This window comes from Roseomonas sp. WA12 (assembly GCF_054165765.1).
In genome coordinates, this window is sequence record NZ_CM135108.1 from 2328780 (window position 1) to 2354134 (window position 25355).

A 25355-nucleotide genomic window follows, 5' to 3' on the forward strand; every position below is an offset into this window, starting at 1 on the left:
CCCTTTGCCTACAGGATAACGCGCCGGCGCAGCCCTCGGCGCCGGCGCAGCACATCAATCCACCCACCCCGGCAACTCGGCCATTTCGCAGTCGAAGAACCCTTTCCCGCCCCCCGCCCGCCATGGCAGGGTCCGCCCCCTTTCGCGTAGGGGAGAACAAAGAAATGGCCGGCGTTTTCTGGCACCTGGGCAAATGGTCCACCGAGGAACCCAAGATCCTCGGCCCCATGGACCACGCCTTCTGGCTCGGCTCCGTCATCTTCGACGGCGCCCGTGCCATTCGCGGCACCGTGCCGGACCTCGACCTGCACTGCCGGCGCTGCGTCCAGTCCGCGCGCAACATGCTCATGGAACCCACCATGACCCCGGAGGACATCGAGGAGCTCTGCCGCGAGGGCGTGCGCCGCATGGGCCCGGACGCCGAGCTCTACATCCGCCCGATGTTCTTCGTCCGCGCCGGCCTCGGTGCCGCCCAGCCGGACCCGAGCACGACCGAGTTCATCCTCTCGATCTACGACGCTCCCCTGCCGCCCGCGACCGGCTTCACCGCCGTCACCGCCCCCTTCCGCCGCCCGGCCGCCGATATGGCGCCGACGGACAGCAAGGCCAGCGCCCTCTATCCCAACTCCGCCCGCGCCACCGCCTGGGCGAAGAAGCAGGGCTTCGACATGGCCGTGGTGCTGGACGAGGCCGGTAACGTCGCCGAATTCGCCGCCGCCAACATCATGATGGTCAAGGATGGTGTGGTGATGACCCCCGCCGCCAACGGCACCTTCCTCGCCGGCATCACCCGTAACCGCATCATCGACCTGCTGCGTAAATCCGGCCGCGAGGTCCGCGAATGCGTGGTGACCACCGCAATGCTGGACACGGCGGACGAGATTTTCGCCACCGGCAATTTCGGCAAGGTCCAGCCCTGCACCCGCTACGCCGAGAACCACATGCAGCCCGGCCCCGTCGCGGCCGAGGCCCGCCGCCTGTATTTCGACTGGGCCGAGGGCAGCCGCATCATCCCCCGCGCCGCCTGATCGCCGGTCCGGGCCGCCCTGTACGGCCCGGACCAAGCCCGCCCAGCCCTCGCGGGGCAAACCGAGGCACGCTCGCCCAAGCGCTCGCGCGAGGCGCACGCCCGCATCCGGCCATCCAGCGCCAGCAGATCCGGGCCTGAAACGACCCGCACGCGCGGCAGGGAACCCGGACGCCCCAACGTCGTTCATGGACCACTTAACATGAGCTACAAGGGATGCCCCGGGACACCGCCCCTACCGACGACACGCCCACCGCCACCGCGCCCCGCCGCCGCGGTGCCGAGGCGACGCGCGGGCGAGCCGCCCTTCTCGCCCTCGGCGCCATCGCCCTGCTGGTTCTCGGCAGCATTGTCTGGCGCCAGGTCACCCTAACGCCCGGGCCGGCGCAGATGATCCTCGTCAGCCGCGGCGGAGAGCTCTTGCGCGTGCTCGGCCCGGGCCAGTCCGGCTTCCTGAATCCCTGGACCCATACCCGCGCCACCGTGGACATGGCGCTCACCACCACGGACCGTTCGGCGAACGACCTCGGCATCGCGGCCCTCTCCGCCGAGGGCCATCCGGTCACCGTCTACGGCACCGCCTTCTGGCACGAGGGCAACGAGGCCGACCTGCGCTGGCGCTTCGCCCATATCCGCACCGGCGTGGACCCGATGCCGCCCCTGATGGCCTCCGCCGTCCAGGCCGTGCTCGGCCGCCGCCCGATGGAAGAGATCATCCGCGACACCCCCTCCCTCCAGGCCGCCCTCACCGAGGAGCTCCGAAACCGCGCCCGCGAGCTGCTGCGCCTCGAGGTGGCCGCCTTTGCCGTCACCCGCCTCGACCCGGGCGAGAGCTACCGCGCCGTCGTCGCCGAGCGCGAGCTCGGTCGCGCCCGCGCCGCATCCATCGCCGCCTCTCCGGCGCTCGCGACCGAGAACCCCAACGCGGTCGATGTGGAGATGATCCGCCGCTGGGACGGCCGCGGCGTTATCCCCGAGAGCCTGGAGCGCCGCGAGCGTCGCCAGCCCGAGCGCTGACGGCAACGCGCGCGACGCGCCGGTCACACTTCTCATTTTTGTGTCTACGGCTCTTGCTTTGGTACGCTGCGCGCAACACCCTCGCCCGGAAACAAGGGCAGCTCAGTTGACGAATCCTGGCATCGCGGCATCACGTCTTCAGTCTGGCACCGGCGATGTCGGCCTCGGCACCTCGGCCGAAAACCCCTGGCTGGACGAACTCACCCTCGGCGAACCCGGCCTCGCCCATCCCGCAGAGGAAGAGGCCGTCGTCGTGGCCCCGGCCGCGGCCGACCGCGCCGACGCCTCGGTTCTCTACGTCTCCCGTACCGGCAACCCCGACATCGACGGGCTGATCCAGGGCGCCCGCTGGAACGGCCAGCTCACCTACAGCTTCCCGGATTCACCCAGCGACTACGACTGGACCAGCTACGAGCAGTACTCCGGCTTCTCCCAGGTCAGCCTCGCCCAGGTGCAGGCCGTCCGCTACGCGCTGCTCGGCGGCGTGCCCCATGCCGGCGGCAATTCCGGTCTCAGCGGCCTGGGCGTCTCCCAGCTCACCAACCTGGCCATCGCCGAAGCCGGCACGGACGGCGCCGACATCCGCATCGCCCAGTCCAGCTCCCCTTCCACCGCCTACGCCTATCTGCCCAGCGTCTCGGCAAACGGCGGCGATATCTGGTTCGGCACCCGCTACGCCAACACCGTCCACGACTATCGCAACCCCATCCTCGGCAACTACGCCTATCTCACCACCATCCACGAGCTCGGCCACTCCCTCGGCCTGAAGCACGCCCATGAGTACGGCGGCGTCGGCGGTTTCCCCGTGACCTTCGAGCGCGACAGCCTCGAGTTCACGGTGATGACCTATCGCAGCCATGTCGGCAGCAGCACGGGCGCGGGCTACACCTTCGGGCAGTGGAGCGCGCCGCAGAGCTACATGATGCTCGACATCGCAGCGCTGCAAACTCTCTACGGCGCCGATTACTCCACGAATGCCGGCGGCACGACCTACACCTGGAGCCATGTCACCGGCGAGATGTTCGTCAACGGCGTGCCGCAGGGCGCCGCGGGCAACGGCGCCGGCGGCAGCGCCAACCGCCTTTTCCTCACCGTCTGGGACGGCGGCGGCGTCGACACCTACGACATGTCGAACTACGGCAACTCCGTGCAGATCGACCTGCGCCCGGGCGGCTGGTCCGTCACCTCCCAGGAACAGCGCGCCGAGCTCGGCGACGGTGTCCTCGCCCGCGGCACGGTCTTCAACGCCATGCTCGCCAACAACAACGAGGCCTCGCTGATCGAGAACGCCATCGGCGGCGGCAGCGACGACACCATCATCGGCAACAACGCCGGCAACATCCTCAACGGCCACTACGGCAATGACTGGCTCGACGGCCTGACCGGCAACGACATCCTCTTCGGCGGCGATGGGCAGGACACCATGGTCGCAGGCGCCGGCCACGACACGCTGGACGGCGGCGCCGGCTTCGACACCGTCTTCTTCGGCCGCGGCATCGGCGCCTACGGGCACGAGTACCGCAGCGGCCTCCTTCGCATCACCGCCGGTCCCGGGGACAGCGAGACCATCCTCAATGCGGAGCGGCTGACCTTCGCCGATGGTGGCTTCAACCTCGGCGGCGGCCCGCTCTTCGACGCTTTCGGCTACGCGGCCGAGAACCGCGATGTCGTCGCCGCCGGCCTAACACCCCGCCAGCATTATGACGCCACCGGCTGGCGCGAGGGCCGCGATCCGAACGCCGTCTTCTCCACGTCCGAATACCTCGCCGCGAACCGTGACGTGACGGCCGCGGGCCTCAACCCGCTGGACCACTTCGCTGCCAGCGGATGGCGCGAGGGCCGCGACCCGTCGCTGGCGTTCGACACCCGCCTCTACCTCACCGACAACGCCGATGTGCGCGCCTCCGGCCTCAACCCGTTGGAGCACTACCTGCTCTTCGGCCAGGCCGAGGGCCGCACGATCGGCATGGCGATCGGTGAGCGGATCGATCGCGGCTTCGACGGGCAGTACTACCTCATGACCAACCCCGACGTGGCGCGTGCAGGCATCGACGCCTTCACCCATTACGCCACCACGGGCTGGCGCGAAGGCCGCCGTCCGGACGCGTATTTCGACACCGGCGCCTATCTCGCCCGCCACGCCGATGTCCGCGCCGCGGGCATCGACCCCCTCGCGCACTACATGGAGTCCGGCTGGCGCGAGGGACGCGACCCCTCCGTCCGTTTCGACACCTCGCAGTACCTCGCACAGAACACCGACGTTGCAGCGCTGGGTCTTAACCCGCTGCAGCACTTCCTGCAGTTCGGCTACTACGAGCACCGTCAGACCTTCGCCGACACCATTCTCGACTAGCATGCCAGGCCCCGGCCCGAACGGCCGGGGCCGCCGCTCACGCCTTCCGCCGCACCCGCACGGAAGGCACGTCCGTCCCCCCCGCCAGCAGCCCTTCCAGCGTCGCCCGGTCCGGCGTCCTTCCGTCCCGCGCGCGCAATGCCCCGGCCGCCGAGGCGAAGCGCAGCGCGTCCTCCACCGTCTGCCCCTCCGCGATCGCCAGCGCATAGGCGCCGTGGAACACATCCCCCGCGCCCGTCGTGTTCGTTGCATCCACCGGGAAGGCCGGCCGCGTCGACGCCCGCTCCATGCCCGGCACCTGCCACAGCGTTCCCTTCTCGCCATTGGTCACCGCCGCCAGAGCCAACGGGCCCGCCTTCAGCGCCCGTCCCAGCCCCTCTTCCGGCGTCACGCCCGGCGCGAAGATGCCCAGCCCCGTCTTGGCGAAGATCACATGGTCCGCCAGCGGCACGAGCTGGCGCAGAACCCGCTCCTCGCTCTTCTCAGCATCCATGGCGCTCGGCACGCCGCGCGCCCGCGCCTCCCGGAAGGCCGCCTCGGCCGCCTCCGGCCACCGCGGGTCGCACAGCACCGCCCCGGCCTCCGCGATCCGCTCCAGCGGCAGCCCTTCCGTGTCGGAGGGCAGGCGCTCCCCCCGATAGGTCACGATGCTCCGCTCCCCCATCTTGTCCACGATCACGGCCGAGAGCGGCGTCCGCGCCCCCTCCGCCATCATCAGGCCGGAGGCATCCACCCCTTCGGATTCCAGCGCGTGCCGCAGCTCCTCCCCGGCCTCGTCGCGCCCGACCCGCCCCCAGAAGGCCGCCCGCCCGCCCAGCCGCACCACCGCGATCGCGGCATTGGCCGCCATCCCGCCGACCGTCCGGGCATAGCCGCGCGCCGTCACCTTGGAGGGCGGCATCTCCACCTCGTCCACGCGGAAGGTATGGTCCGTCACCACCTGCCCGACGCACACCACCAGGGCCCCCTTTGGCGCCCCTTCTCCGGACGACTCACCCGAAACCATGCGCGACCCCTCATCCCTGCCCGGCTGGCTTGCCGCGCGAATCCTGCACATCCGGCCCGAGGCCATGGTGATCGACAAGCCCGCGGGCCTGCCGCTCGATCCCGGGCGGCAGGCCGAACATGGGGATGATCGCGCCAGGGCCAGCCTCGCCGACTGGCTACCCCTTCTCCAGCTCGGCCGCCGCCACATGCCCCACCCCGCCCACCGGCTGGACACGGACACGGCCGGCTGCTTGGTCCTCGGCCGCACCAAGCCGGCGCTTGCGGCCCTGAACGCCCTCTTCGCCGCGCGTCGGGCAGAGAAAACCTATTGGGCCGTCGTCACGGGCACCCCGCCGTCAGAAGGCGGCATGCTTGACGCCCCGCTCCGCAAGATCAGCACGCAGAAAGCCGGCTGGCGCATGGAGACCCACCCGGACGGCCAGCCGGCCCGCACGGAATGGCGCGTCCTCGGCCGCGCCGAAGGCCCGGGCGGCCCGCTCGCCTGGCTTGAGTTGCGCCCTGCCACGGGCCGCACCCACCAGCTCCGCGTCCACTGCGCCCATCTCGGCTGCCCCATCCTGGGCGACCCGCTTTATGGTTCCAGGCCGCGTCCAGCCGCACACAGCGCTACACCGCCGACGCGCGGCCCAGCGCCGGCGGCCCCTCACGCCCCCATGCATCTCCTCGCCCGCGCCATCGAACTGCCAGCCGATCCCGCCATCGGCGCAGCCCTTGCCGCCACCGCCCCTATTCCTGCCACGATGCGCCCCGCCTTCACCCGCTGTGGCGCCCCGCCCGAACCGCCGCCGCCCCTCGTCACGAAGGTTTGACGATCCCTCCTCCACGCTGCCAAATCTCCGATCGGGACCGCATCGAGGTCCAAAGGGGCGCAACACCATGCCGGAGGGGCTTCAGACCATACAGACGCGCCCCGTGGCACCGGCCGACTCCGAGGCCGAAGCACCGGCCGGCACGGCCCAGCCCGCCGGCAGCACGGCCGCGCGCTGGACCTTCAGTCAGCGCCTTGCCCTGGTCTACGGCGCAGTCTCCCTGGTCATCCTCCTCGGTGCCGGTGCCTTCACGGCCTGGCAGGCCTCGCTCCTGACCGCGCGCAACCAGGAACTCGCCGTCGCCGAAACGCGGCGCATGGCGGACCGCGTGGGCGCCTCCCTCGCCCAGGCCCGGCAGGGGGTTGCGATCCTCGCCACCGCCGACCCGCTGAGCCGCGAACCCGCAGAGTGCGAGGCGCTGCTGAACGCCGCCCACCTCACCATGGACGCCGTCGTCCGCCACCTCTTCGTCGTCGACGCCGAAGGGTCGATCACCTGCACCACCCTCCCCCCCGCGCTCGGCCGGCGTGCCACCTCCGCCGTCGTCCGGTCAGCCGAGCTGACCGGGCGCCCGATCACCGGCGCGCTCGACCAGTCGACCCTTGGCCGAGTGATCATCGTCGCCCAACCCATGCGCCGCGGCGGGCGCCATATCGGCGTCGTTACCGCCGTTGTCGGTGTCGAAGATCTCGGATCGCTCACCGCCACCCATATGCCCGGGATCGCCGAGCTGCGCGTCTGGCTGCTCGACTCCGGCGGTGCCGCCGCACGGCTCGACGGCCCCGACCAACCCCCGCCCGTCCTGTCGGACAGCCTCCGCGCCGCCCTCGCCTCGCCGGAGAACCAGGGCGTCGCGGCCGAGGACGACCAGTTCCTCATCGAGGCGCGCGCCACAGACGACCTCCGCCTTCTCGCCTCCATACCCGGCCAGGTCCTGCAGGCCGGCGCCCCGCTCGAGATCGCGCTCCCGCCCATCCTCCTGGCCTTCGTGCTGCTGGGCGGCATGGGCGCGCTGTTCTGGTCCGTCCAGTGCTTCGTCGTTGCCCCGCTGGAAGCCGCGACCCGCCGCCTCGAAGCCCCGGACGGCACGGTGCAGGCCGGGGAAGGCGCGGGGAGCGGTGGCGCCGATGTCGCCGATCTCATCCGCCGCGTCGGCGCCACCCGCGCCTCCCGGGACGAGGCGATCCGCCTGCGCGACCTGCTGCTGCGCGAAGCCCATCACCGCATCAAGAACCACCTCACCCTCGTCACCTCCTTCCTCCGCCTGCAGGAACGCCAGCTCTCGGACCACGCCGCGCTGCAGGCACTCCGCGCCGCCCAGGGCCGCATGGTCGCGATCGGCATGACCTATGAGCTGCTGCATGACGGCCCCGGCCAGTTCGTGGCGCTCGACCAGATGCTCCACCGCTTCTCCCGCGCCCTGGTCGCCCGCGACATGGCCGAGGGCAACGCCACCTGCATCGAGACCGACCTCGCCCCGCTCGAGGTCCCTGCCGACATCGCCGTGAAGATCGGGCTGGTGGTGAATGAGTTGGCAACCAATGCCCTGAAATACGCCTTCATCGGCCTCCCGCCCGGCACCGTCCGCATCGTGCTCCGCCCGGCCGATCCGTCCGCCGATCCGGCCGCGGCCGCCCCCAACGGGGCCGGTGCGAAAGCCGATCCCCCGCCCCGCCCCACCGGGCAGCCGGCCGCACCCGGGACACTCCCTGGAACTGCGCCCGCGCCGGCCCAGGCCGGCTTCACCCTCCGTATCTCCGACGACGGCGGCGGCATGGCGCCTTCCAGCCGCCGCGGTCTCGGCATGACGGTGGTGGACAGCCTCCTCCGCGGCATCGACGCCCGGATCGAGCGCCTCCCCGGCCCCGGCACCACCTTCCTCATCACCTGGCTCCCCCGCCACACCTAGTGGGGGTTTCGGAACTGAGCGGTGGTTGTCCGCGGGGGTATGATCAGCCGTCGCTTCGGGCCAGGTGCGGCGTTTCAGCCGGACTGCCGTCATCCCTCTGCGCAAAGGCAGTCATGTTCCGCAACACGCTCCAGGACGCCCGATGTTCCACCACCTGAACCGGTGTCGCGCCGCGCTCCGCGAACGACTTGCCGAGCCTCACCGCGTCTATCACGGCCAGTCCCACATCGATTCCATGCTGCGCGGCATGCAGGCCCTGCCCGCCCTGTCCCACCCCGACGCCATGGAACTCGCCATCTGGTACCACGACGCCATCTACGACCCCGCCGCGCGCGACAACGAGGAGCGCAGCGCCGCCCTCCTCCGCGCCGACCTGTCCGGCCTCGTCCACCCGCAGGTGATCGGCATCGCCGCCGAGATGATCCGCCTCACCGCCGGCCACGCCCTGCCGCCCGACCTGCCCGAAAACTGGCGCGAGGACGTCACCCTGTTCCTCGACCTGGACCTTGCGGTGCTGGGCGCCCCACCCGCCGAATACGACGTTTACGAGCGCGGCATCGCCGCCGAATTCGAGCCCGTCCACGGCCGGGACGCCTACCGCAACGGCCGCGCCGCCTTCCTCCGCGGCCTGCTCGCCCGGCCCCGCCTCTTCCTCACGGACCGCTTCCACGAAGCCCTGGATCGCACCGCGCGAGGCAACATCGCCCGCGCACTGGCCTTGCAAGCCCCCGACCCGGCCTAGCAGCCCTCGCGCCTACTCCGCCGCCCGCACCCGGATCGGCGCGCTCGCCGCCACCCCCGCAGCATCCAGCACCGTCACCCGGTAGAAGCCCGGCCCCGGCGGAACCCAGCCCGCCTCGCGCCGCGCGCCGCCGGAGGCCACCGGAACGCCATCCACCAGGAAGGTGAAGGGCCGCCGCCCTCCCGCAGCCCGGATCACCAGCGCCCCGGGCTCGACCACCGCGCCTGCCGGCGGAAACAGCAGCCGCAGCCCATCCACCACTGCCGGAGGCGAACCCGCGCCGCCCCCCTCGCCCTGCACCCGCCCCGCCATGGCAACCGTCACTGCCCGGGGCGCCGAGGGCAGCGCCCCGAACACCCGCGCCAGTACCGGCAGCGCGAGCAGCCGCCCGGTCGCCCCGGGGATCGGCGTCCCATCCGGCCGCCCCACCCAAACCCCCGCGACGTGCCGGGCGTCGAAGCCCACGGCCCAGGCATCCCGCCCGCCCCAGGACGTCCCCGTCTTCCAGGCCACTCCCTCCGGCCCGCCACCGGGAAAAGCCTGGGTCAGGATCGCCGCCACCTGCGCCGCCGCCTCGGCGCGCATCACCGCCTCGCCCGCGCCCGCGGCCGGGGAAGGCAGCGCCCGCAGCACCCCCGCCCGTCCGCCATCACCGATCGCCGCCGTCAGCCCCACCAACTCCCGCAGCGTCACCCCCACGCCCCCCAGCGCCAGAGGCAAAGCCGCACTCGAACCGGGCGGCAGCCGCGGCGGAGCCCCCAGCGCCTTCATCGCCGACGCGAAGCGAAGCGGCCCCACCCCCTCCATCAGCGCCACCGCCGGCAGGTTCAGCGACTGCCGCAGGGCACTGGCCGCCGTCACTCGCCCGGAAAACCCGCGCGCGAAATTCTCCGGCGCCCAATCCCCGAACAGCCGCGGCAGGTCCTCCATCACGCTGTCCGGCCTTGCCAGCCCGCGATCGAAGGCCATCGCGTAGAGAAGTGGCTTCAGCGCCGACCCCGGCGACCGCACCGCCCGCGACAGATCCAGCGCCCCCGCCCGCCCCTCGGCCATCCACTCGCCGCCCACCAGCGCCCGGATCTCCCGCCGCCTGAGATCGGCCACCACCACCGCCACCGAGCCCCGCTCCGGCAGCCCCCGCAGCGCATCCCGCGCCAGGACCTCCATGGCCCGCTGCAAGGGCGCGTCCAGCGTGGTCCGCAGCACCCCACCCCCTTCGGCGGATGCGCCCCGAGCCACCTCGCGCGACAGATGTGGCGCCAGCCCGGGCATCGCGATCCGCGCGGCTGGCCCCGGCTCGGCCAGCGCCGCCAGCCGCTCCACCTCCGGCAACGCTCCCGCCCCGCGCCGGCGCAGCACCGCATCCCTTGCCGCCAGCGCCCTCTCAGGATGCCGGTCCGGCCGCAGCGCCTCCGGCCGGCGCGGCACCGCGACAAGCAGCGCCGCCTCCGCCATCGAGACCTGCTCCACCCCTCGCCCGAACCAGGCCAGTGCCCCCGCCCGCACGCCCTCCAGATTTCCGCCCATCGGCGCCAGCGTCAGCCAGGCCCGCAGCACCCCCGCCTTGCCCAGCCGCCAATCCAGCTGCACGGCCCGGAAGGCCTCGATCGCCTTGCTCCGCAGCGTGCGTGGCCGCGGCTCCAGCAGCCGCGCCGCCTGCATGGACAGCGTCGAACCGCCCGAGACCACCCGCCCCGCCCGCACCCACTGAACGGCTGCACGCCCGATCGCCAGCGGATCCACCCCGGGATGCCAGCCGAACCGACGGTCCTCCGCCGCCAGCAGCATCGCCACCAGCTCGGGCGGCACCGCCTCCGGACCCACGGGCAGCCGCCACACCCCGCCCGGCGCGGGAAGCGCGGAGAGAACCCGCCCCTCCCGGTCCACCACCACCCGCCCCACAGTCTCCAGCCGCGACAGATCCGGCGGACATGCCCGGTCCAGCGCCAGCAGCCCCGCCGCCAGCACCGCCACGCCCGCAAGCCCAGCCCCGCCCCGCCAGGCCCAGCGCCTCACCCGAAGCAGGCCCGGTGCGACAACTCGCCCCGGCCCGTGCGACTCCGCCGTCACCACGCCCTCCCCGCCGACACCCCGCGTCACCGGGCCGAGTTCCGGGCCACGACAGGCTCAATCCCATCACCATCGAACCCGGCGCCACGGCGCGCAACCTCCGCAGCACGCTCACCCGCCGTCCGACATCTCCTGCGACGGCCGCATTTCCATCCTGCCCCAACCGGATCCCGGCACCACGATGAGACCCGGCGCCCTCAAGGGCGCGCGCCGCGTCGGCGGGGTCTCGGCGGGCGAAAGGATCTCGGCGGAATGCGCCAGCGCGTGCAGCGAAAGCGCCACCAGCTCCGTGCTCTTCGAGAGCAACTCAAGCGCGCGCTCCACCCGCAACCTCGCCCGCTTCTGGGCCGCGAGCAGCCTGCCTTCCAGCAGATCCGCCGCAAACCGCGGCGCGAGGCACTCGGCTGACACCGGCGCCGGCAGGCCCGCGTCCTGCTCGGAATTCAGTGCGTCCGGTTCCATGGGGCGATGCATGCAGCGCCGCATGGCCCACCGAACTATAATGGATCAGGCCGCGGCAAAGATTCTTCGCCATTCCACCGGCAGCTCAGCACGGAAAGCGAGGATGAAGCGACGTGAACAACCCGATGATCCGCCGCATGGAGCAGTACCGCCCCCTGTCGGACGAGGACCGCCGCATCCTGGAGGACGTCACCGGCCGCCGTCGCCGCAGCTACGCCGCGCGCGAGGACATCATCCGCGAGGGCGAGCACTCCCCCGACATCCACATCGTCATCTCCGGCCTCGCCTGCCGCTACAAGCTGCTCGAGAACGGCACCCGCCAGATCATGGCCTTCCTCGTCCCCGGCGACCCTTGCGACGCTGAAATTTTCATCCTGAAGGAGATGGACCACAGCATCGCCGCCATCTCGCCCAGCGTCATCGCCTCGATCTCCGGCGAAATCATGAAGGACCTGCTGCTTAACCGCCCGGGCATCGCGCTGGCCTTCTGGTGGAGCACCCTGCAAGACCTGGGCATCCTGCGCGAACGCGTCATCGATGAGGGACGGCGGGACGCCTATGCCCGCATCGCCTTCCTCATCTACGAGATCCTGCTCCGCATGCGCGCCGTCGGCGTGATCGAGGAGGAGGAGTTCGAGTTCCCGATTACCCAGTCGGACCTTGCTGACGCGACCGGCCTCACCCCCGTCCATGTGAACCGCATGCTGCAGCGCCTGCGCGAAGAGGGATTGATCGCCATCCGCGGCAGGATGTGGACCGTGACCGACCCCGCAGGCCTGCGCGCCGCCGCCAACTTCGGAGCCAACTACCTGCACTTCGACCGCGCCAGGGCCGAGCCCGGCAGCGATGCCGGCCAGCGACTCAAAGGCTTGCTCTGAGCAGCTGCCCGCAGCCGTGCCGTCTCCTGCCCCCACCCCCATCAACCTGACCGAAGCGGCCGACCGGCAAATCCGGCGAGCCGCCCGACGATCCCGGCCTGTCCGACATCGTCTACGTCGTGATCATCGGCTACGGCCTGCTCCACTGCGCCGAAACCACCCTCGAATTCACCACCGGGGACGTGCTCTTCCTCGCCCGCGGTCGCCCGCACCGCATCGAGCGCTTGAATGGCGAGATCAGGCCGTGGCGCATCGCTCCGGATGCCCCGCCACAGCCACCCGATCCGGCCGGACCCGGCGCCCAGGTGGGCGCCGCGCCGGCCTGAAGGGCCTCACGGCGCGGGCGCCACCGCCACCCGCCCGGGATTCTGCCGGGCGAAGACCGTCGGCCGGTACATGTCCCGAACCTCCGCCCCCGGCAGCTCGAAGCGCCCTGCCGTCACCGCACGGACCCGCACGGCATAGCGCACCACCGCCGTCTCCGGCGTCAGCGTCACCGCCGCAGCGAAGCGGTCGTCCAGCGCCGGGAAAGCCTCGGCCGCGCTCAGCTCGCCGAGGAAGGCCATCCCGGCCACCTCGCCCTCGCCGAACCGCCCAACGATCTCCCACCCCGCCGGCAGTCCCTGCTGCACCATCGCGCGATGCGTCTCCCCGGTCTCGGCCCGCGCCTCGACCTGCATCAGGAAGACCTGGTTCTGCCTGATCGTATCGAGATTCACGGGCGTCCCATCCGTGTTGAAGAAGCGGCGCACGATCCGCACCCCCAAACGCCCTGCCCCCGGCGCCTGCACCGGCAGGCCGCTGACGGAAACTGCTTGTGGCACGGCCCGGTCACCCCGGTTCCGCACCTCCACATTGCCGGTCCCGGCCGCCGCACCCGGCCCCGCCAGCACGGCGGAAACGACCGGCGCCGCCGTCAGCTCGCGCCCGCCGACCGCGATCCGCACCGGCCGCCCGTCGCGCCCGAGCGAGGAGGCCAGCATCACCCCCCAGGCTGCCTCCTGCGTCGAGGCCGCCTCCGGCGTCAGCTCCGCCCCCGGCAGCCGCGTCACCAGCTCGGGCAACCGCCCGGCCAGGATGCCGCTCTCCTTCAGCAGCAGCGTCACCGCCAGCTGGTCGCGTACCACGCTCCCGTAATCCTCGTGCCAGGCGCGCCGCGCCGGCGCCGCGAGCGCGGCCGCGAAGGCCTCCTCCGCCCGCGCCCGGTCGCCCATCCGCGCGAAGGCCGCGCCGAGCTGTGCCTTGGACAGCGGCGTCGGCAGCCCCTCCAGCACCTCGAACAGCCGACGCGCCGCACCGGGCAGCCCGCGCCCGGCCATGGCCAGCACATGCATCCGGTAGGCCTGCACCGCCTTGTCCAGCGGTTCCTCATAAACGGAGGTGTCGGCATCCTCCCGGATGCTCTTCAGCAGCGCATCCAGCGGCGCGTCCGGCACCGTCACCCCCGCCGCCCGCGCGCGCAGCAGCGCCTCGGCGCCGTAAGAGGTCACGAACCGGTCCGCCGGCCCATTGGCCGACCACAGACCCAGGCTCCCGTCGAAGCGCTGCTTGTCGAGAAGCTGCGCCACCGAGCGCTGCATCCCCTCGTCCCGCTCGGGCGCCGACTCGAACCCGACCAGCGCCAGCAGCCGGCTCGCCGCCTGCTCCCCGCAGGCAAAGGGGAAATCGACATTCACGCGCATCAGCGCGGCCGGGTCGTAGCGCACCGGCTGGCCCCAAGTGCCGCGAACCGACACCGTTCCCGGATAGAAGCGCTGCAGATCCGTCCCCACCGGCGCCGCCGCCCCCGGCGTGAGGGAGGACACGACAACCTCCCGTGCCAGCGGTCGCGGCGAGCGCAGCGTGATCCGGCTCTCATGCTGGGCCGAGTACCCGCCGGGCCCGGTCACCGACACGCGCACCACGCCCTCGCCAGCGCCCGTCACGCGCAAGGTCGCCGTCGGCAGCACGCGCTGCCCCTGCGCCAGATCGCCCCCCAGCGACCCGCCGCCCTCCACCGAGAGCGGCCCCTCCACGGTGACCGCGGCCCGCACCCCGCCCGAGGGCAGGTCCAGGTTGTGCAGCAGCACGGGCAGCCGCGCCTCGTCGCCCGGTGCCAGGAAGCGCGGCAGCAGCGCCTCCGCCACCACCGGGTCCCGCACCGTCACGGCGCGCGAGCCAGAGCCCACCCGATCCCCCGACCAGGCCACCGCCATGAGCCGCAGCTCGCCGTTGAACTCCGGCAGCTCCAGGGGCACCACCGCCCGCCCATCCGCGCCGACATTCACCACGCCGGAGAACAGCGCCACGATCCGCTGCGGCGGCTGCACCCCTGCCGTATCCGCGTCGTCGTCGCCACCCTGCCGCAGCAGCGTCGCCTCGCCCTCGGCGGGCGCGATCAGCCGCCCGTAATCGTCGCGAATATCCAGCCCCAACTTCCGCCGCCCCAGGAAATGCGCCGCCGGATCGGGCGTGTTGAAGCGCGTCAGCCGCAGGATGCCCTCATCCACCGCAGCCAGCGTCAGATACGCCGCCCCGCCCGCATTGCCGACGCGCACCGGGATCTCCACCCGCTGCCGCGGCCGCAGCAGCGGCTCGCCCTCCACCGCGACCTCCAGCCGCCGCGCCGCGGGGTCCAGCCCAACCCAGCCCAGCCCGATCGCCCGCCGCGGCGTGGAAGTGCCACCCGGAACCGGCGCCTCACCCGGCCGGAACACCGTGACCGCCACCCAGGCGCCCGGCCCCCAGCCCGCATCGACGGGCACCTCCACCTCGGCTCCGCCCGCCGGAACATCCACCTCGCGCACCGACAGCACGCGGTCCGTCAGCACCGCCACGCTCGCCCGCCCGGCGAAGGGCGGCGTCACCCGCAGCCGCGCCGTCTGCCCGGCCGAATAGCTCTGCCGGTCGGCCGCCACATCCACCTTGTCCGGCACCGCCGGATCCTCGGACCCCGTCCAGCCCGAGCGGAAGCGGATCGTCGCGATCCCCATCCCGCCCTCCTGCGTCACCTCCAGCCGGTAGCGCCCGAACCCGACCCGCCGCGCGAAGCGCCCGGGCCGTCCCGGCGCCACCGTCAGCTCCGCCGTGTCCACGGGCTCATCCACCCAAACCGTCTGGTAGCGCGCACGCCCCTCCAGCACGGCCATTTTCCAGGTCGCCCGCTCCCGCACCAGCCGCGCCCGCAGCCGCCCCGAGACCGCCTCGCCGGTCGGCGAAATCAGCGCCGCCTCGATCGCCGCCTCCGCCCCGTCATCCACGCTGCCATCGCGGAAGGCCGGCCGCAGCGCGACAAAGGGCTGGGCCGAGCGCACCGGCACCGTCGCCACCGCCTTGCTGCCCCGTCCGCCCGGCTCCGCCATTGTCACCACCACATCCGCCCGCAGGGGGCGGGAGGTATCGGGCAGGTTCGGCAGGGTCAGCTCCACCGCTCCGCGCCCGTCCGGCCCCGCGGCGGGAATGTCGATCGTCTGCAGCCCGCCATCGAAGGGCTCCTCCGCCAAGCCGAAGCGCCAGCCGCGCCAGGCCTCGCGCGCCGCGCCCTCGAAGGGCTCGGGGTCAATCGCCAGCCGCATCTCGGCCGAACCCGTCAGCCCCGCCCCCGGCGCCCCGTAAAGAAACCGCGCCTCGACCGGCAGCGACAGCGGCGTGCCCACCGTCAGCGGCCCCGGCGCCGGCCCGGCCGTCACCTCCAGCCGCTCCGGCACGAAGGCATCCACCTGGAAGGAGATCGTCCCGATCGGTGGCTGCGCCGGATCGATCAGCGCCTCGATCGTCCATCCCCCGACCGGTGCGCCCGCCGAGAGCTGCGGCGACCACAGCACCACCCCCTCCGGCCCCCGCTTCGGCACCGCCTCCGCCGCCACCTGCCCGTTGGGCCTGCGCAGCCGCAGCCGGATCGGCAGGTCCAGCACGCCGCCCGCGGCATTCCGCGGCAGCACAGAGAGCCGGATCTGCTCCCCCGGCCGGTAGATCCCGCGATCCAGCCATAGGAAGGCATCCACCGGCCCCGGAAACGCCCGCCCCGTCACCCCGCGATCGGAGAGGTCAAAAGACGCCGCTTCCAGGTCCAGCGCCACGAGATCGTCGTCCAGCTGCGCGTGTAGTGCGACCGGCGCCACCGGCCCCTCGCCCCGCAGCAACGGCCCACCGAACCGCGCCAGGCCGTCATCCCCGGTCACGGCTTCCGCCAGCACGTCGTTGTTGCGCGCCATCAGCGCCACGCGAACGCCCGCCTTCGGCCGCGCATCGCCCAGCCCGCGCGCCTGTACCGCAACGCCCTCAGTCCCGCGCCAGGCGGTCAACCCCAGATCGGTCGCCATGATCGGCAGCGCCGCTGTGTCCTGCGTCCGCGCGCCGTCGGCCGCGTCGCGGGCCAGCAGCACGAACAGACCGGGGCCGGAGCCCGTCAGCGCATCCGGCAGCGGCAGCACCGTCCGCTGCATCGCATTGCGCTGGTACCGCGGTACATCAGCCTTGCCCTCCCACACCACGCGCCCCCGGCTCTCCGGGATGTCCTCCGCCACATAGCCGTCGATCACCTCGCCCAGCCGGGCCGTCGTGGTCATCGGCACCAGGTTTCGCTCGCTCACCCGCACCAGCCGCAGATGCAGCGTCTCGACGTTCATCGAGCCGATCGAAACCCGCGGCGGCGCCCCGCGCGGCAGGATGAAGGCCCGCTGGTCGAAGGCCAGCCGCGCCGCCCGGTCCGGCATCGCGACCTCGACGGGAAGATCGGCGCGCAGATTCGCACCGCCCTCGCCCGGCAACCCGGCCCGCAACACCAGGCGCGTCTTCCGCCCCCAGGGCAGCCCGGCCACGCAGAGCTCCTCGCCCTCGCGCTGCACTGCCAATCCCGGCAGCGCCGGTTCCGCCCGAACCCAGTCCTCGGGCTGCCAGTTGCCGGCCGCACGCGGCGCCACGGTGAAGCTCATGCAGGCCCGCGCCGGCTCTGCCTCCGGCTCCACCCGCACCCGCCGCAGCATCAGCCCCGCCTCGCGCCGTGCATCGTTCAAGGCCACGCGAACGGAGGCATCATTCGGCAGCCGCTCCGCTACCGCCTCCAGCACCTGGATCACCTGCGGCCAGCGTCCCTGTGCCCGCAGCGCATCCGCCATCAGCCGCAGCGACGGAACCTCCGGCTCCCCCGCCGCCACCAGGTCAAAGTTCCGCTGCGCCGCCTGCAGTGCCTTGGTCGGATCGGCCGGGCTCCTCGCCATCTGCGCACGCGCCAGCGAGAGCCACATCTCCGGCCGGGCGGCCCCCATTCCCAGCCGCTCCTCCCAGGCCGCCGCCGCCGCCGGCCAGTCCCGCCGCCCCTCCGCCTGCGCCGCGCGCGTTTCCGCTGCCGTGCGCTGCGCCGGCGTGCCCCCGGCCGGGAACCGCCGCGTCAGCGTCTGCTCGTACCGCCCACCCTCGGCGGACAACCCCGGCAGCTCGAAGCCTTGAGCCAAGGCGCCTCCGGACCCGAGCGGCGTGGCCCCCATCAACATGGCGGCAAGCGCGGAAAGGCGGAGAAGGCGCATGATGTCTGGACCGGTTCGTTTCCCGGCACCCAGCTTGGCACAACCGCAGGGGAGTCCCACAGGGGTCCGCCGCCCCTTGCAGCCGCACCGCGTCATGTCACGCGGATATCATCCGTTCAGCTGAAACGCCGCGCGCCCAGTCGCCGAACCTACCCCGCCGATTGCGGCCGCCGCGCGAGGGCGAGGCCGACGCCGAGCGCGATCATCGCCGCCCCCGACCCCTCGCGCAGCCGGCGGATCAGATGCGGGCGCGCCGCCGCACCCGAACGGATGCGCGCGGCCCCGATCGCCACGCCCACATCCACAAGCGTGTTGAGAACCACCGAAGCAATCCCGAGCACCACGAACTGCAGAGCCACCTGCCCCGCACCCGGATCCACGAACTGCGGCACGAAGGCGAGGAAGAAGGCCGCCGTCTTCGGGTTCAGCGCCTCCACCATCACCCCTTCGCGGAAGGCCCGCCGCGTCCCCACGGGCACGCTCCCGACACCGCCCAACGCCGCCGCCGCGTCCCGCCGCGCCGTCCAGATCGTCCGCATTCCGATCCAGACGAGATACGCCGCGCCCAGCAGCTTCAACGCCGTGAACAGCTCCGCACTCGCCAGCACGATCGCCGAGACACCCAGGCTCCCCGCCAACACATGCACCATCCCGCCCAGTCCGGTGCCGAGGCTGGATGCGATCCCCTCCCCGCGCCCGCCCGACAGGGTTCGCGCCGCGACATAGAAGATGCCCGGCCCGGGCGTGACCGCCAGGACGAGCGCGGCGGCAAGGAACAGGGCGAATTGGGCAAGGTCAGGCATGCCGACGATCGTATCGCCTTCCCTCCCCCACCCCAAGGCTCGCGCCAGCACCCATCCCCTCTTCCGGCCCGCCCCCCTCGAATTCCCGCCCCGCTTCCGGCACGGTCCCGCCCCGCGCCGGGCCAACCGTGCGCGGGAAACGGGAGCGACACGCGCATGAGCCTCATCAACTACGTCACCCGCGCCCGCTTCGCCCCCGGCATTCTTTCAGGGGGCGCCCTCTCCGCCCTCTCCGCCCTCTCCGAGGAACTCGCCCTCGCCGGCATCACCCGCCCGCTGATCGTCACCGATGCCGGAATCGTCGCCGCCGGCCTCCTCACGCGCCTCCAGGCCGCCCTCCCCGCCGGGATGGAAGCCGCGATCTTCGACGGCACGCGCCAGAACCCCACGGAGGCCGATGCCCGCGCCGCCGCCGCCGCCTACCGCGCCCACAAGGCTGACGGCCTCATCGGCCTCGGCGGTGGTTCGCCCCTCGATCTCGCCAAGGCCGTCGCCGTCGCCACCACCCATCCCGAGGGGCCGCTGGCCCCCTACGCCGTGATCGAAGGCGGCCTCGCCCGCATCACCCCGGCAGCCGCGCCCACCATCGCCATCCCCACCACCGCAGGCACGGGCAGCGAGGTCAGCCGAGGCGCCCTCATCGTGCTGGATGACGGTCGTAAGGTCTCCATCGGCAGCCCCCACCTTATCCCCCGCGCCGCCATCCTGGACCCCGACCTCACCCTCGGCCTGCCCCCCGGCCTCACTGCCGGCACGGGCATGGACGCCCTCACCCACTGCGTCGAAACCTTCCTTTCCCCGCGCGACAACCCCGTCGCCGATGCCATCGCCCTCGACGGCCTCTCCCGCGCCTGGGCCCATCTCGAAGCCGCCGTCCGCGACGGCGCCGACCGCACCGCGCGGCGGGAGATGATGCTCGCCTCCATGCAGGGCGCGCTCGCCTTTCAGAAGGGCCTCGGCGCCGTCCACGCCCTTTCCCACCCGCTCGGCGGCCTGCCCGAGCCGCTGCTGCACCACGGCACGTTGAACGCCGTGCTGCTGCCCGCCGTGCTGCGCTTCAACGCCCCCGCGGTGCCCGACCGCATCGCCCGCCTCGGCGCCGTGCTCGGCGTCCCCGGAGATGGTCCCTCCGTCGCCGCCGCCATCGCCGCGCTCACCGCCCGCATCGGCCTGCCCACCACCCTCGCCGCCATGGGCGTCCCCGCCGCCATCCTTCCCGCAATCGGTCAGGCGGCAATGTGCGACCACCACCACCTCACCAACCCGCGCACCGCCACGGAAGCCGACTACCTGGCCATCCTCACCGAATCCCACGCCGGCTGACGCGCGCGCCGAACGGGCCCGGGCTCGACCGGTGAAGCGCTGCGACGCATGGGCATCAGCGCTAGGCTGCTGCCGCTCGGCATGGTCGGCCAGGCACGCATGCGCTTGCTCGTTGGCGCCGCGACGGAACGCCACCTGAACGAACCGGCCAGCCTGCATCGGGCGGGCCATCGCCCTGTGCCCCGGCCCTGGACAGCCATCCCCGCGCGTCCCACGCTCCCCACGAAACGAACGCGGCGCTCCAGGCGCCCGCCAGGCGCGACCACGCGCCGGAACAGGAAACGCCCATGCCCCAGCCCACCCGGCGCCTGCTTCTCGGCGTCCTCGCGGCACCTGCCCTCGCCCGCGCCGCCGCCGCGCAAAGCCCGGCCGCGCCCGACTGGCCCAACCGCCCCCTGCGTTGGATCGTCCCCTACGCTCCCGGCGGCGCCGTCGACACCATCGCCCGCGCCCTGGGCGCCAAGGTGGGCGAACCTCTCGGCCAGACCGTCGTCATCGAGAACCGAACGGGCGGCAACTCCCTCATCGCCGCCAACGCCGTCCTCGGTGCCCCGCGGGACGGCTACACCTTCCTGGTCGATGCCGCGAACCACATCACCAACCCGCTGCTGATGCGCGAACTACCTTTCGAATACCGCGCATCCTTCACGCCGGTCACCCAGCTCAACGCTTTCCCCCAGGTCCTCGCCGTCCGCCAGGACTTCCCCGCGCTCACGATCCAGGAGTTCATCGCCAAGGCGAAGGCCGAGCCCAACACCATCAGCTACGGTACGCCCCCCACCGGCGGCATGGCCCATCTCGCCGGCGAACAGCTCCAGCGGGAGGCAGGCATCCGCCTCGTCCACACCCCCTATCGCGGCGGCGCCGACGCCGCCCGCGATATCACCGCCGGCGTGCTGGACGCGGTGATCATCACCACCTCCTCCATCCGCGCGCCCGTGCAATCCGGGAAGGCCCGCATCCTTGCCCTCACCAGCGCCCGCCGCGCCACCGCTTATCCGGACATCCCCACCCTCGCCGAGAGCGGCCTCCCCGGCTTCGATATGGACGACTGGTCCGGCCTCTTCGCCGCCACCGGCACCCCCGCCACCATCATCGCCCGCATGCAATCAGCCGTTGCCGAAGCCGCCCGAGACCCGGCCGTCATCGCCCGCCTCGACCCAACCGGCGCCGTCCTCCTCGCCAGCCCCTCCGCTGATTTCGCCTCGTGGCTCGAGGGCCAACGCGACATGCTCCGGCGGCTGATTGCCGAGGCGAAGGTGACGATCAACTGAAGGCCGGGGGAGAAGGAGTCCTCCCCCCAACTTTCTCGCCAGTTCCGAGTGCCTGCGCGGGATGCGGAACTGGGTTCTTGCGGAACCTCTCGGCAGCCTGACCCGCACCGCCGGACGAAGAGCTGGATTGCCGTGGTCCGAGCACCCCGCACCGCCCGATGCAGAACGACCATTTCGTCTCTGCCCCGGGGCGCAACGAACAGCCCTGCGGCGACCGGAAGGCGCTATCGGATCCGATGCCCCGATGCCTTCGCCCCCGCATCCGCAGCCAGCCGCGCCGCGATCGGCGCCGCCAGCAACGGCGGAATGGCAGCCCCCAGGAACGCCACCGCAAAATCAGCCACGCCCGGCTGCGCCCGCCCGGCCAGCGCGGCCGAAGCCGCCAGCCATGACGCCCCCCAGGTTACGCCGAGCGCCATGAACAGCTGCTGTGCCGTCGCCGCGATGGATGTGGCCGCGGAAAGCTTGGTCGGCGGCACGTCCACATAGGACAGCGCGTTGGACGCCGTGAACTGCAGGCTCCGCGCCAGCCCCGCCACTGCCAGTACAAGGAACACCGCCCATAACGGCCAGGCCGGATTGAACATCGCACAGACCAGGAAAGTCGCGGACACCACCACCGTGTTCCAGGTCAGCACCTGCCGGAATCCGAAGCGCCGCAGCGCCAGGCTCGTCATCGGCTTCATGGCAAACGCCCCCAGCGCCGTCGCCAGCGTCACCAGCCCCGAAACCGTCGCCGACGCCCCGAACCCCAGCTGCAGGAACAGTGGCAGCAGGAAAGGCGACGCCCCCGCCCCGATCCGGAACAGCGCGCCGGACGCCACCCCGATCCGGAACGCAGGCAGCGAGAACAGCGAGAGGTCCACCGCCGGGTTCGGCGCCCGCCGCACCCAGCGCAGCGCCAGCCACCCCAACCCGCCGCCCACGAGCAGCGCCAGCACCGGCACCCAGCCCGGCAATACCCCGCGCCCCACCGTCTCCGCCCCGAACATCAGCATCGCCAGCGCCCCGCCGATCAGCCCCACCCCCACCAGGTCCAGCCGCGGCGGCGGCGCCTCGCGGGAAGCCGGGATGAAGCGCCACACCGCCAGCAGCCCGATCGCGGCCACCGGCAGGTTGATCCAGAACACCGCCCGCCACGACACCGTGTCGGTCAGAAACCCGCCCAGCGGCGGCCCGAGGATCGGCCCCAGCAACCCCGGCATCGTGAGCCAGGTCGTCGCCCGCACGATCTCCTCCGGCCGCACCTGCCGCATCAGCAGCAGCCGCGCGACCGGCACCATCATCGCGCCGCCCAGCCCCTGCAGCACCCGCGCGGCCACCAGCGACCCCAGCCCGCCCGCCAGCCCGCACAGCGCCGAGGCGAAGGCGAAAACCGCAATGGCGACCATGAACACCCGCTTTGCCCCGAACCGGTCCGCCACCCAGCCGGAGAGCGGGATGAACACCGTCAGTGCCACGAGGTAGGAGGTAATCGCCGCCGAGAGATGCAGCGGCTCCGTCCCCAGGTCCCGCGCCATCGCCGGCAGCGCCGTCGCGATCACGCTCGAATCCAGGTTCTGCATGATCAGCGCGGAAGCCACGATCACCGCCGTCAGCCGCGCATTTCCCGGCGGCGTCGGCACTGGCCCCGGCGCGCCCGCCACCCCCTCCGCCGCATCCAACCCCGAGCCCGACACGCCACCTCCGCCCATCATCCGGCCCGCAGGATGCGCCCGCCACCCGCCCGCGCGAAGCCCCGGACCAGCCTTGCCGATCCGCCCCGAGCCGGGCTACCGCACCGCAGCACGTTGCGACGGCCAGAATCGCCGGCCCGACTGCACTTGCAAAAATTCGCAACATCAGCGATCCCCCTTCTGCGAACGATTCTTACTATCGCTCTAAGGACACCATCGCTCATGAGTGCTCGCCGTCTCCCGCCCGCCGGTGCACGATCGCGCGCCCGCCGGCGCCTCGGCCTTGCCAGCCTCGGGGCCCTCGGCGTCGTCGCCCTCCAGCTCCCCGCCGCCGAGGCCCAAGCCCAGGAGGCGGCCGTCCAGGTCCCCGAGGTCTCCGTCACCGCCGGCCACCAGCGCTCGACCGATCCCGTCTCCGGCTTCGTCGCTGAGGTCGCCGGCACCGGCACCAAAACCGACACTCCCATCCTCGAGACCCCGCAATCCGTCTCCGTCGTCACCCGTGACGACTTCGAGGCCCGCGCCGCCCAGAACCTCAACCAAGTGCTGCGCTACACCGCCGGCGTCGCGGCCGATCAGCGCGGCGCCACCGCCGTCCGCCTCGACCAGTTCACCATCCGCGGCTTCCAGCCCGAGCGCTACCTCGACGGCCTCCGCCTCCAGGGCGGCCGCGACGCCAACCCGAGCATCGACCCTTACCGGCTCGAGCGCGTGGAGGTCATCCGCGGTCCCGCCTCCGTCCTCTACGGCCAGTCCACGCCCGGCGGCCTCGTCAACCTCGTCAGCAAGCGCCCGACCGACACGCCCTTCCGCGAGTTCCTCCTCCAGGGTGGCTCCTACGAGCAGGCCCGCATCGGCTTCGACATGAGCGGCGCACTGGACGCCAACCGCGAGTTCCTCGGCCGCATCACCGGCTCCTACTACACCTCGGATTCACAGATCGATCAGGTCAGGGAACGCCACTACTTCATCGCGCCCTCGCTCACCTGGCGCCCGACGAGCAACACCACTCTCACCATCCTTGGCGCCTACCAGAAGGATCCCGAGAGCGGCTCCTACGGCTCCAACCCCGTCTACGGCACGCTGCTGCCCAACCCGAACGGCCGCATCCCCCGCAACTTCTACGACGGCGACCCGAACTACGAGCGCTCGAACCGCGAGCAGTACTCGATCGGCTACGCCCTCGAGCACCGCTTCAGCGACGCCTTCACCTTCCGCCAGAACGCGCGCTACCTGCATACCCAGGGCGAGTACCGCTCGCTCTACAACACAGGCATTGTCTCACGCGATTTCACGACGACAGGCCGCGCCACCATCGGCACCGATGTCGACGTCGATGCTTTCACGATCGACAACCAGCTCGTCTCCCGCTTCAACACCGGCCCCCTCTCGCACACCGTCCTCGCCGGCTTCGACCTGCAGCGCACTCTGACGGACACCTACAGCTACAGCGGCACCGGCCCGTCGCTGAACATCTTCCGCCCCACCTACTACCTTCAGAACCTCCCCTACGCGCCCTTCACCAGCTACTCCTCGGGCAGCCAAAACCAGTACGGCGTCTACCTGCAGGACCAGATCCGCTTCGGCCGCCTGCACCTCCTGCTCGGCGGCCGGCACGACTGGGCGGACACGCACTCGGAAGCCACCGTCCTCGCCACCCGCCGCACGACGACGACCGATCGCAACGACACCGCCTTCACCGGCCGCGCCGCCCTGCTCTACCAGTTCGACTCCGGCTTCTCGCCGTATGTCAGCTACAGCGAATCCTTCCAGCCGCTGAACGGCACCACCGCTCCGCAGCGCGGCTCCACCATCTTCGAGCCCACCACCGGCCGCCAGTACGAGATCGGCTTCCACTACCAGCCGCCCGGCACGAAGACCCTGCTCTCCTTCGCCGCCTTCGACCTGCTGCAGGAAAACCTCGCCACGCGGGATCCGCAATATCCTCTCTTCAGCATCCAGGAAGGCCAGGTGCGCTCCCGCGGCTTCGAGGTCGAGGCGAAGGGCGAGCTGATGACGGGGCTGAGCTTCACCACCTCCTACGCCCTCCTCAACCCGCGCCGCCGGAACGACAACGGCCTGGAGACGGTGAACCTCAACATCCAGGGCGTGCCCAACGGCCCGACCATCCCCATCGACGGCAAGCGCCCGCAGGGCATCCCAACCCAGACAGCGACCGCCTGGCTCGACTACGCCTTCCAGGAGAACACCCCCGCCCGCGGCCTGACGCTCGGCGGCGGCGTGCGCTACGTCGGCGGCACCTACGCCGACAACGCCAACACGCTTAAGGTGGCGGGCTACACTCTGCTCGACGCCGCCATCCGCTACGACCTCGGCCAGCTCACGCCGAACCTGCAAGGGCTGAGCGCCGCGGTGAACTTCCAGAACATCGAGGACAAGCGCTACCTCACCTCCTGCTTCGGCTACAGCTGGTGCTGGTACGGCAACGGCCGCACCGTCACCGGCACCCTGCGCTACAGGTTCTGAGGGAAAGGGCCGG

At 72.1% G+C, this 25355-nt stretch carries 17 protein-coding genes; 11 read left to right on the forward strand and 6 right to left on the reverse strand.

Annotated elements, in window-relative coordinates:
- The first annotated feature begins 164 nt into the window (after positions 1 to 164).
- The 3 genes from ACVBD7_RS11135 to ACVBD7_RS11145 all read left to right on the forward strand — a co-directional run bounded on the left by ACVBD7_RS11135 (position 165) and on the right by ACVBD7_RS11145 (position 4397).
- Entirely contained in the window at positions 165 to 1028 is an 864-nt protein-coding gene (locus ACVBD7_RS11135) for a branched-chain amino acid aminotransferase (protein WP_458097547.1), read from the forward strand.
- Between the two features lie 215 nt (positions 1029 to 1243).
- Positions 1244 to 2044, forward strand: a complete 801-nt coding sequence (locus ACVBD7_RS11140; RefSeq protein WP_458097548.1) for an SPFH domain-containing protein — start codon at positions 1244 to 1246, stop codon at positions 2042 to 2044.
- Between the two features lie 106 nt (positions 2045 to 2150).
- Positions 2151 to 4397: a M10 family metallopeptidase gene (locus tag ACVBD7_RS11145; protein WP_458097549.1), complete on the forward strand. Its 2247-nt coding sequence runs from the start codon at positions 2151 to 2153 to the stop codon at positions 4395 to 4397.
- Positions 4398 to 4434: 37 nt separating this feature from the next.
- Here ACVBD7_RS11145 and ACVBD7_RS11150 read toward each other — a convergent pair whose 3' ends face one another.
- The gene (locus ACVBD7_RS11150; protein WP_458097550.1) at positions 4435 to 5355 is read right to left on the reverse strand and encodes a PfkB family carbohydrate kinase; all 921 of its coding nucleotides are present in this window, start codon (positions 5353 to 5355) and stop codon (positions 4435 to 4437) included.
- Between the two features lie 46 nt (positions 5356 to 5401).
- On the opposite strand from ACVBD7_RS11150, the gene ACVBD7_RS11155 reads away from it, so the two are divergent.
- The 3 genes from ACVBD7_RS11155 to ACVBD7_RS11165 all read left to right on the forward strand — a co-directional run bounded on the left by ACVBD7_RS11155 (position 5402) and on the right by ACVBD7_RS11165 (position 8865).
- Positions 5402 to 6214 carry an RluA family pseudouridine synthase gene (locus tag ACVBD7_RS11155; RefSeq protein ID WP_458097551.1) on the forward strand — a complete coding sequence of 271 codons (813 nt, stop codon included), beginning with the start codon at positions 5402 to 5404 and terminating at the stop codon, positions 6212 to 6214.
- Between the two features lie 67 nt (positions 6215 to 6281).
- The gene (locus ACVBD7_RS11160; RefSeq protein ID WP_458097552.1) at positions 6282 to 8123 is read left to right on the forward strand and encodes a sensor histidine kinase; all 1842 of its coding nucleotides are present in this window, start codon (positions 6282 to 6284) and stop codon (positions 8121 to 8123) included.
- Positions 8124 to 8265: 142 nt separating this feature from the next.
- Complete coding sequence (locus ACVBD7_RS11165; protein WP_458097553.1) at positions 8266 to 8865, forward strand: HD domain-containing protein; 600 nt, start codon at positions 8266 to 8268, stop codon at positions 8863 to 8865.
- 12 nt (positions 8866 to 8877) lie between these two features.
- Here ACVBD7_RS11165 and pbpC read toward each other — a convergent pair whose 3' ends face one another.
- The gene (gene pbpC, locus ACVBD7_RS11170) at positions 8878 to 10965 is read right to left on the reverse strand and encodes a penicillin-binding protein 1C (RefSeq protein WP_458097554.1); all 2088 of its coding nucleotides are present in this window, start codon (positions 10963 to 10965) and stop codon (positions 8878 to 8880) included.
- 81 nt (positions 10966 to 11046) lie between these two features.
- On the reverse strand, positions 11047 to 11397 hold the full coding sequence (locus ACVBD7_RS11175) for a hypothetical protein (RefSeq protein WP_458097555.1): 351 nt from the start codon (positions 11395 to 11397) through the stop codon (positions 11047 to 11049).
- 113 nt (positions 11398 to 11510) lie between these two features.
- Between ACVBD7_RS11175 and ACVBD7_RS11180 the strand changes: the two genes are divergently transcribed.
- Positions 11511 to 12275 carry a Crp/Fnr family transcriptional regulator gene (locus tag ACVBD7_RS11180; RefSeq protein ID WP_458097556.1) on the forward strand — a complete coding sequence of 255 codons (765 nt, stop codon included), beginning with the start codon at positions 11511 to 11513 and terminating at the stop codon, positions 12273 to 12275.
- Between the two features lie 119 nt (positions 12276 to 12394).
- Positions 12395 to 12601, forward strand: coding sequence for a hypothetical protein (locus tag ACVBD7_RS11185; protein ID WP_458097557.1), 207 nt, complete (start codon positions 12395 to 12397; stop codon positions 12599 to 12601).
- Between the two features lie 6 nt (positions 12602 to 12607).
- On the opposite strand, the gene ACVBD7_RS11190 is transcribed toward ACVBD7_RS11185, so the two are convergent.
- Positions 12608 to 17707: an MG2 domain-containing protein gene (locus ACVBD7_RS11190; RefSeq protein WP_458097558.1), complete on the reverse strand. Its 5100-nt coding sequence runs from the start codon at positions 17705 to 17707 to the stop codon at positions 12608 to 12610.
- A gap of 221 nt (positions 17708 to 17928) precedes the next feature.
- Positions 17929 to 18582, reverse strand: a complete 654-nt coding sequence (locus tag ACVBD7_RS11195; RefSeq protein WP_458097559.1) for a LysE family translocator — start codon at positions 18580 to 18582, stop codon at positions 17929 to 17931.
- A gap of 156 nt (positions 18583 to 18738) precedes the next feature.
- Here ACVBD7_RS11195 and ACVBD7_RS11200 point away from each other — a divergent pair, with 156 nt between their 5' ends.
- Together ACVBD7_RS11200 and ACVBD7_RS11205 are read left to right on the forward strand one after the other, a co-directional pair.
- Positions 18739 to 19905: an iron-containing alcohol dehydrogenase gene (locus ACVBD7_RS11200; RefSeq protein WP_458097560.1), complete on the forward strand. Its 1167-nt coding sequence runs from the start codon at positions 18739 to 18741 to the stop codon at positions 19903 to 19905.
- Positions 19906 to 20192: 287 nt separating this feature from the next.
- Positions 20193 to 21179: a Bug family tripartite tricarboxylate transporter substrate binding protein gene (locus tag ACVBD7_RS11205; protein WP_458097561.1), complete on the forward strand. Its 987-nt coding sequence runs from the start codon at positions 20193 to 20195 to the stop codon at positions 21177 to 21179.
- A gap of 224 nt (positions 21180 to 21403) precedes the next feature.
- Here ACVBD7_RS11205 and ACVBD7_RS11210 read toward each other — a convergent pair whose 3' ends face one another.
- Complete coding sequence (locus tag ACVBD7_RS11210) at positions 21404 to 22858, reverse strand: MFS transporter (protein ID WP_458097562.1); 1455 nt, start codon at positions 22856 to 22858, stop codon at positions 21404 to 21406.
- A 219-nt stretch (positions 22859 to 23077) separates the two neighbouring features.
- Between ACVBD7_RS11210 and ACVBD7_RS11215 the strand changes: the two genes are divergently transcribed.
- Positions 23078 to 25342, forward strand: a complete 2265-nt coding sequence (locus ACVBD7_RS11215; RefSeq protein WP_458097563.1) for a TonB-dependent siderophore receptor — start codon at positions 23078 to 23080, stop codon at positions 25340 to 25342.
- Positions 25343 to 25355: the final 13 nt, after the last annotated feature.

Excerpts from the sequence above, each read along its gene's own strand:
- ACVBD7_RS11195 (WP_458097559.1), bottom strand. The coding sequence starts at position 18,582 with ATGCCTGACCTTGCCCAATTCGCCCTGTTCCTTGCCGCCGCGCTCGTC.
- ACVBD7_RS11155 (WP_458097551.1), top strand. The coding sequence starts at position 5,402 with ATGCGCGACCCCTCATCCCTGCCCGGCTGGCTTGCCGCGCGAATCCTG.
- ACVBD7_RS11160 (WP_458097552.1), top strand. The coding sequence starts at position 6,282 with ATGCCGGAGGGGCTTCAGACCATACAGACGCGCCCCGTGGCACCGGCC.
- ACVBD7_RS11175 (WP_458097555.1), bottom strand. The coding sequence starts at position 11,397 with ATGGAACCGGACGCACTGAATTCCGAGCAGGACGCGGGCCTGCCGGCG.
- ACVBD7_RS11135 (WP_458097547.1), top strand. The coding sequence starts at position 165 with ATGGCCGGCGTTTTCTGGCACCTGGGCAAATGGTCCACCGAGGAACCC.
- ACVBD7_RS11140 (WP_458097548.1), top strand. The coding sequence starts at position 1,244 with ATGCCCCGGGACACCGCCCCTACCGACGACACGCCCACCGCCACCGCG.
- ACVBD7_RS11215 (WP_458097563.1), top strand. The coding sequence starts at position 23,078 with ATGAGTGCTCGCCGTCTCCCGCCCGCCGGTGCACGATCGCGCGCCCGC.
- ACVBD7_RS11165 (WP_458097553.1), top strand. The coding sequence starts at position 8,266 with ATGTTCCACCACCTGAACCGGTGTCGCGCCGCGCTCCGCGAACGACTT.
- ACVBD7_RS11205 (WP_458097561.1), top strand. The coding sequence starts at position 20,193 with ATGCCCCAGCCCACCCGGCGCCTGCTTCTCGGCGTCCTCGCGGCACCT.
- ACVBD7_RS11200 (WP_458097560.1), top strand. The coding sequence starts at position 18,739 with ATGAGCCTCATCAACTACGTCACCCGCGCCCGCTTCGCCCCCGGCATT.